The sequence below is a fragment of the Xenorhabdus littoralis genome (assembly GCF_033949345.1).
Classification (GTDB): domain Bacteria; phylum Pseudomonadota; class Gammaproteobacteria; order Enterobacterales; family Enterobacteriaceae; genus Xenorhabdus; species Xenorhabdus littoralis.
This window is the reverse complement of the sequence record NZ_VCDP01000022.1, coordinates 96,550-104,257: the sequence shown is the minus strand read 5'-3', so window position 1 is coordinate 104,257 and position 7,708 is coordinate 96,550. Positions and strand designations below refer to the sequence as shown.

Here is a 7,708-nt window from a genome sequence, read left to right as displayed (position 1 = left end):
ATAGTTTTTTTCAAAAAAATCACCGACTGATGACTATTGCAGCAAATTGCACTTAAGTTGCTAGTTTTTCCAGCGTTAAGAAGCCATATTCGTATAAAACAGGACTCAAGGCTTCACTATCAGCGTCTAATTTTGTGCAATAAGCCAAGTTATCCACTGTTGTTAAAAACAAATCTTCCCGATTTTTAATCAGCCATGCCGTTCTACGGGCAATAGCTGCTCCCGAATCAATCAATCTTGTTCCATCAGGTAAGACTTGTGAAAGTTCTTCTGCTATCAAAGGAAAGTGTGTACACCCCAAAATGACTGTATCCGGCGGTTCTTTCATTCTCAGCCACGGTTTCAATATCTTCTTTAAAGCTTCTGGCGGGACATCTTTACCGTGTAGTTTCCTTTCCGCCAATTCCACCAGCTCAGCGGAGCCTATTAAGTGCACCTGACAATCCGTCGCGAATCGGGTGATTAATTCTTTGGTATAGTCGCGATTTACCGTAGCACGTGTCGCCAATAATCCCACAACACGATTACAGGTCAGCTTCGCCGCAGGTTTAATTGCTGGTACAACACCAACAACAGGAAAAGAAAAACGCTCACGTAAGGCGGGCAAGCTGACCGTACTGGCAGTATTGCAAGCAATGACGGCTATCGCTAAGGGATGTTTTCTCTGGATAGAATCGATAACCTGCACGACTCTTTCAATAATCACTTCAGCCGTTTTTTCACCATAAGGGAAAGCTTCATTATCGAAAGCATATATATAGTGGAGATCCGGCAAGAGTTGATGAATTTCTTTATAGACAGATAAACCACCCACTCCGGAGTCAAAAACCAGAATCGTTGGACGGGCGGTCTTGTTTAAATCAGAAGTTGTAGCTGCCAGTGAGGTAGTATTCTCTTCCTGGAGTGCGGTAGCCATAGGCTGTCTCATAATTTTTATCAAACAGATTAGCTATTCTAGCACGTATTATTAAGTGGTCAGTGATTGGATATGAGGCGCTGATATCCCATAAACTTACACCTCCTAATTTTACTGATTTCGGAGGAGACATACTAAAGTCTTGATCATAGCGCTGACCAATATATTGATAGGTTACTCCCCAATCGACATTGAAGGCTTCCCAATCCAGTTGGTATTTAACTTGTTGTTTAGCTCTGCGCGTTAATTGCTGATTATCGCCATCACGCGGATCAACATACTGTAATGTTAATTGATGCTGGAATATGCCGGTATCCATTGTTCCCGTCCACTCAATGCCTTTTATTTTCGCCTTACCGATATTTTCATAGTGGTTATTGGCAAAATTGATCAACTGTTCAATTTCATTACGATAAACAGACAGACGCCAATTAAGTGATCCAGTCAGCCCTTCAATTCCACCTTCCCATTGTTGACTTTCTTCTGGTTTAAGGCTTTCATTTCCCCATTGGCTATAAAGCTGGCTCAAAGTCGGTGCTTTTAATGCCGTTCCATAGGAAGTTATAAAACGATACCCCTCAACGAATTCCCAACTTGCCCCGGTTTGCCATGTTGTATTCCAATTATATTCAGAATGGTGATCTGAACGTGCAGCCACTTCTACAATGAAATCATGGAATTTTTGCTGTGCCGTTAAGTACAATCCTGTGTTATCCACATCTTTTTGTGTCGGGATATAATTGGAGCCTGCTGTAATTGATTCTCTTTTCCAGTCAATGCCACTGCTGATTGCACCATGACCAACCAGCCATCGGTTTCCCCATTGGACATTGTATTGTTTGGAATCACTCAGGCTGGTGCTTTTGCCATAACGCCCGTCGTCAGGAGCGTGATTATAATCTTTCACATGACTGTAACCGGCCATTAATTGAGAAGAGTAAATACCTTGATTAAATTGAAGTCCGGCATCATAAGTACGACTGAATAGTTCGCGAGTATCAGTCCCGCCAATACCCCCAGCATCATAAGCGGTTCGGTTATTAAATCCATAAGTCCGAGCAAATCCACTCATTTGTTCATTTATTTTATGGTCTATTTCCAACCACAGCATCTTACTCATAAAACCATCGCGATCTGGCTGGCGGTATCCTCCTGTTTTACCATCAACTATCACATCAAACCCTTTGGTATAAGCATAACCTGCTGCTGCAGTTAATAAGGTATCTTCACCCAATCTCTGCTGAGTCGAACCGTTATAGTTTTGATATCCGTTCGTGCCGATTCCTGCATTCAGCGTGGTTCCCTGCTGTTCTCTTTTTGTGATGATATTGATCACTCCTCCGATGGCGTCAGAACCATATACGGCAGAGCGAGCGCCACGGATGTACTCAATTCTTTGTACTATTGAGATTGGGATCTGACTAAAGTCGGCTGCTCCGGTGATACCTGCCTGATTTAAACGAATCCCATCCACCAGCACCAATGTATGATTTGAGTTTGTACCACGAACAAATAAAGAAGAATTCTGTCCCATTCCTCCGTTCTGCGCAATATCAACACTGGGCAAACGGCGCAAGACATCAACCAGACTGTTGGATTGCCAATGGTCTATATCTTCGCGAGTGATTACCGTCATTGGCGCTAAAACGGAAGAAACAGGTTGTTTATAGCGATTGGCAGTCACTACCAGCGGATCTTGGTTATCAGCAGTCGCAAAAACACTCCAACCAGAAAACACCGCTACAGACACAGCAGATAAAAGAATATATTTTTTATTTATCATGATATTTGTGATGAGAAAATGGCGTCTAACTATAAAGCGTCATGCTACGATGAAGGCAGTAATGTGTCCAGAATCTCCCTATTATCAAAAAAGATAGCTGGCACACCAGAAAACTGGACATCCTTCCCGCTTGCCCTACAATGCCGCTCGGAAATTTTTCTTAACGCGACCATACGAGAACCAGATAATGCAGAATGCTTTGCCAACGGAAAATTATGAAAATCAATTGATGGAGAAGGCCCATCGCCTAAAAGGAATGATGACCCCCTTTAGCGCACCAGAGCCTGAGGTTTTCCGTTCCCCTGCATCACATTACAGAATGCGAGCAGAATTCCGTATCTGGCATGAGGAAGATGACCTCTACCACATTATGTTTGATCAGCAAACCAAACAGCGTATCCGTATTGATCAATTTCCGGTTGCCAATCCGCTAATAAATAGCATGATGCAGGCAATTATCGCTGGCGTAAAAGATAACCCCGTATTGCGCCATAAACTATTTCAGGTGGATTATCTTTCCACTCGCAGCAATAAAATCATTGTCTCTCTGCTTTACCACAAAAAACTGAGTGATGAATGGCGTGAACATGCAGTCGCTCTGCGCAGTCAATTAATGGCAGAAGGGTTTGATGTCCAACTTATTGGGCGCGCTTCAAAAACCAAAATCATGCTCGAACATGACTATATAGATGAAGAATTGCCTGTTGCGGGTAAAACCATGATTTATCGTCAGGTCGAAAACAGCTTCACACAACCGAATGCCAGCATCAATATTCATATGTTGGAATGGGCGATTGATAGCACCAAAGGCTCTCAAGGCGATCTGCTTGAACTGTATTGCGGTAATGGTAATTTTTCTCTGGCACTGGCGCAAAATTTTGACAAGGTATTGGCGACAGAAATTGCTAAGCCATCCGTTGCCGCCGCTCAATTTAATATTGCAGCGAATCAGATTGATAATGTACAGATTATCCGCATGTCAGCGGAAGAATTTACTCAGGCGATGAATGGAGAGCGCGAATTTAACCGACTGAAAGGGATTGATTTAAAGAGTTATCAATGCGAAACCATTTTTGTTGATCCGCCACGCAGTGGGTTGGATGAAGAAACAGTTAAAATGGTGCAGGCATATCCACGTATTCTTTATATTTCCTGCAATCCGGAAACACTCTGCCAGAATCTGGAAACGCTGACGCAAACTCATAAGGTCAGCAAACTGGCACTCTTTGATCAATTCCCTTATACCCATCATATGGAATGCGGTGTACTGCTGGAAAAAAGAGTCTAATCGTTATTAATTGACCCAAAAACCAAAAACGCCACAGAGCTAACACAGAACTAACCTTGTGGCGTTTTCATTGAATACATTTCAGTAAGAAACCATCAGCTTTGGCTTTCTGAAGCGAGTATCGCTTGCTTCTTACGTCCTTTCACTTTCATGTAAATCCAAAATACTAAAACAGTACCAATAATGACAGGCAAGAAGTTAGAGCCAATCGCCGGATATTCCATCCGAATAAATGCACTGTACATGAACATGCCCAAGAAGAAACATCCCGTAGCTAACTTTGGTAATCCTTCAGCCATTGGATAATTCAAATAACGTTGATGGAGACAATACAGAGAAAGAACCAATGCAATAATCGGGAAAATGGAAAAAGGCACATACACGTTAAAAAATGCTGAAAAAGTTCCATGTGTTGCTAGTCCAACGATAAGAGCAAGCAACATAGTGCTTTTATCTTGGCGGTATTGTTCCATCGTATTGTTCTCCTTCGTTATTATTCAGAGGATTTAGGGATCGCTTTAGGGGTAGTGTTTTTTTCTTGCTCACGACGATACCAATAATAAGCACCTTTGGAAATCATACGGAGTTGCAAAACTAAGCGCTCTTCGAGGCGACGTCTTTTTTCCTCATCAATATCGAGTGCTTCTGCACCTGCACTGAATACGATAGTGACCATCGCCTCGGCTTGTATTTCGGTAAAATGACGCGGCATATGACTTGCTTGTTCAAGGTAGTCTGCCAGTTCAGCAATAAAATGTTGGATTTCCCGTGCGACAGCCGCACGGAATTCAGCCGATGTACCGGAGCGTTCGCGCAGCAACAACCGGAATGCGTTGGGGTTATTACCGATGAATTCCATAAATGTTGAAACAGAAGTACGGATAATACTGCCGCCCTTTGCAATGCGCTGACGAGCCTGACGCATTAACTGGCGCAGCATCAAGCCACTTTCATCTACCATCGTCAGCCCCAACTCATCGACATCCCGAAAATGACGATAGAAAGAAGTCGGTGCAATACCGGCTTCCCGCGCGACTTCCCGCAGACTCAAACTTGTGAAGCTGCGTTCAGCGCTGAGTTGGCTGAATGCCGCTTCAATCAGGGAACGACGAGTTTTTTCTTTCTGTTTTGCTCTGACGCCGGTTACGCTACTCACAACAATCTTGAACCATCTCGACTTATAATGAAGCAAATATAACAGATTCAGCTAAGTTTGCTGTGATTGTTCTCTTAAAGATATTATTCGGTATTTTCCTGTTTTATTTCTAAACAGTGAGATAAAAACCATATGCTCATTGGGTTATCACATCAACTAATGTTAAGATAGAGTTGTTATTTTGTGTAAAAACAGGTCTTTCCTCTATGCAATATACTCATTTTGATGCCATTGTGATTGGCTCTGGTCCCGGAGGGGAAGGAGCAGCAATGGGGTTGGTGAAACAAGGCAAAAACATTGCTGTTATAGAGCGTTACAATAATGTCGGTGGTGGATGTACTCACTGGGGTACAATACCGTCGAAAGCTCTTCGCCATGCCGTCAGCCGTATTATCGAATTTAATCAAAATCCCCTCTACAGTGATAACTCCCGCATTCTTCGTTCTTCGTTTTCTGAAATCCTGAAACATGCTGAAGTCGTGATTAATCAGCAAACCAAAATGCGTCAGGGATTTTATGAGCGTAACCGATGCCGAATGTTTGCAGGAGAGGCAACATTTATTGATGAACATCGGGTAAGTGTTCGTTATGCTGATGATAGTGTTGAACTATTGAGCGCGGACAAAATAATTATTGCCACTGGCTCCCGCCCTTACTGCCCCCCTGATGTTGATTTCAACCATTCCCGTATCTATAACAGCGATACCATTCTGCAACTGGATCATGAACCACGCCACGTAATCATTTATGGTGCGGGGGTGATTGGCTGTGAATATGCCTCTATTTTCCGGGGCTTGGGCGTTAAAGTGGATTTGATCAATACCCGTGATCATCTGCTGTCTTTCCTTGATCAAGAAATGTCTGATGCCCTGTCTTACCATTTCTGGAATAGTGGCGTTATCATTCGCCACAATGAAGAATATGAGAAGATTGAAGGTGTCGAGAATGGTGTGATTGTTCACCTGAAATCCGGCAAAAAAGTCAAAGCAGACTGCCTGCTGTATGCCAATGGTCGAACAGGCAATACAGACACGTTAGGTTTGGAAAATGTCGGGTTGGAAACAGACAGCCGTGGCTTACTGAAAGTCAATCGTGCCTACCAAACCACCAATGCAAACATCTATGCGGTTGGTGATGTTATTGGCTATCCAAGCTTGGCTTCTGCGGCCTACGATCAAGGGCGCATTGCGGCAAAAGCGATTACAACTGGAGAAGCTGACCTGCATCTGGTGGAAGATATCCCGACTGGGATTTATACCATTCCTGAAATCAGTTCAGTTGGCAAAACTGAGCAACAATTGACGTCAATGAAAATCCCTTACGAAGTCGGACGCGCTCAATTCAAACATCTGGCAAGAGCGCAAATTGTAGGGATGAATGTTGGCAGTATCAAAATTCTGTTCCACCGTGAAACAAAACAGATTTTAGGTATCCACTGTTTTGGCGAACGAGCCGCAGAAATCATTCATATCGGTCAAGCCATCATGGAACAAAAAGGCGAAGGCAATACTATCGAATATTTCGTTAATACTACCTTTAACTATCCAACAATGGCAGAAGCCTACCGTGTTGCAGCACTCAATGGGTTAAACCGGTTATTTTGATGTTTCGCCGAGCACGTCGAAATAATTGCCCATTTTAGCCCGAATCGCCTCTGCCAATTGCTCATAGCGACCACGCAGAGGTGAACCAGGACGATAGGCCAATATCACAGAACGCTTAGGTTCAGGCTCGTAGCATTCCAGATAACAAACACCATCACGCCTACGCTCTTTGGGAACCGACAGATCAGGCAGTAATGTAATCCCGCTCCCCGCTGCCACCATATTACGCAATGTTTCCAGACTGGTTGCCCTGAAATGGGTATCTTCTTTGGCTCCTGCCTGAAAACAAAATCCCATTGCCTGATCACGCAAACAGTGCCCATCTTCCAGCATCAATAATTTCTCTCCGGAGAGTTCACTCATCTTGACCTGAGTTCGTTCCGACCACTTGTGTCCTTCAAACACCGCCAGTTTCATCGGCTCTTCAAAAAGCGGGACTTCAATAAACGCTTCGGTTTCTTTCACCAACGCCAGAATAACGCAATCGAGTTTTCCGCTATCGAGCTGAGCCAGCAAGTTTTGGGTTTGAGCCTCATGCAGGTACATTTCCAATTTAGGAAACAACTTATGCAGCTCAGGAATGATAAATGGCAGGAGATAGGGGCCGATTGTTGGAATAAGACCGATATGCAACGGCCCTGACATGCTTTCACCTTGAAGGGAGGCCATTTCCTGCAAGACCTTCACTTCCCGCAATACAGTTTTCGCCTGTTCCACCAGCAACATACCCTGTTGGGTAAACAGTACCTTGCGGCTAGTGCGTTCCAGCAGCATCACGCCCAGCTCGTCTTCCAATTTACGGATTTGCCCACTCAGTGTCGGTTGGCTGACATGACAAGCATCAGCGGCTCGGCGAAAATGCCGATGTTCAGCAAGAGCCACAAGGTATTCCAGATCGCGGATATTCATTCCCAACCTCTGTGTTTGATATCAATGATAGTATTGATCAATAAATCATTAT

General features: G+C 43.8%; 7 protein-coding genes. 2 read left to right on the top strand and 5 right to left on the bottom strand.

Annotated features, from left to right (window positions below):
• Positions 1-52: 52 nt before the first annotated feature.
• Together murI and btuB are read right to left on the bottom strand one after the other, a co-directional pair.
• Positions 53-916 carry a glutamate racemase gene (murI, locus tag FE394_RS06815; protein ID WP_319925645.1) on the bottom strand — a complete coding sequence of 288 codons (864 nt, stop codon included), beginning with the start codon at positions 914-916 and terminating at the stop codon, positions 53-55.
• Positions 861-2,699, bottom strand: a complete 1,839-nt coding sequence (gene btuB, locus FE394_RS06810; RefSeq protein WP_319925644.1) for a TonB-dependent vitamin B12 receptor BtuB — start codon at positions 2,697-2,699, stop codon at positions 861-863. The genes murI and btuB overlap by 56 nt, the downstream gene beginning before the upstream one ends.
• Positions 2,700-2,886: 187 nt before the next feature.
• On the opposite strand from btuB, the gene trmA reads away from it, so the two are divergent.
• Positions 2,887-3,987, top strand: a complete 1,101-nt coding sequence (gene trmA, locus FE394_RS06805) for a tRNA (uridine(54)-C5)-methyltransferase TrmA (protein WP_319925643.1) — start codon at positions 2,887-2,889, stop codon at positions 3,985-3,987.
• Between the two features lie 95 nt (positions 3,988-4,082).
• On the opposite strand, the gene FE394_RS06800 is transcribed toward trmA, so the two are convergent.
• Complete coding sequence (locus FE394_RS06800; protein ID WP_319925642.1) at positions 4,083-4,460, bottom strand: YijD family membrane protein; 378 nt, start codon at positions 4,458-4,460, stop codon at positions 4,083-4,085.
• Between the two features lie 20 nt (positions 4,461-4,480).
• Entirely contained in the window at positions 4,481-5,143 is a 663-nt protein-coding gene (gene fabR / locus FE394_RS06795; protein ID WP_319925641.1) for an HTH-type transcriptional repressor FabR, read from the bottom strand.
• A gap of 206 nt (positions 5,144-5,349) precedes the next feature.
• On the opposite strand from fabR, the gene sthA reads away from it, so the two are divergent.
• A complete protein-coding gene (sthA, locus tag FE394_RS06790; RefSeq protein WP_319925640.1) occupies positions 5,350-6,747 on the top strand; it encodes a Si-specific NAD(P)(+) transhydrogenase in 1,398 nt (465 codons plus the stop codon).
• Here the strand turns inward: sthA and oxyR are convergent.
• Positions 6,739-7,656, bottom strand: a complete 918-nt coding sequence (gene oxyR / locus FE394_RS06785) for a DNA-binding transcriptional regulator OxyR (RefSeq protein WP_319925639.1) — start codon at positions 7,654-7,656, stop codon at positions 6,739-6,741. The two genes, sthA and oxyR, sit on opposite strands and share 9 nt — an antisense overlap.
• Positions 7,657-7,708: the final 52 nt, after the last annotated feature.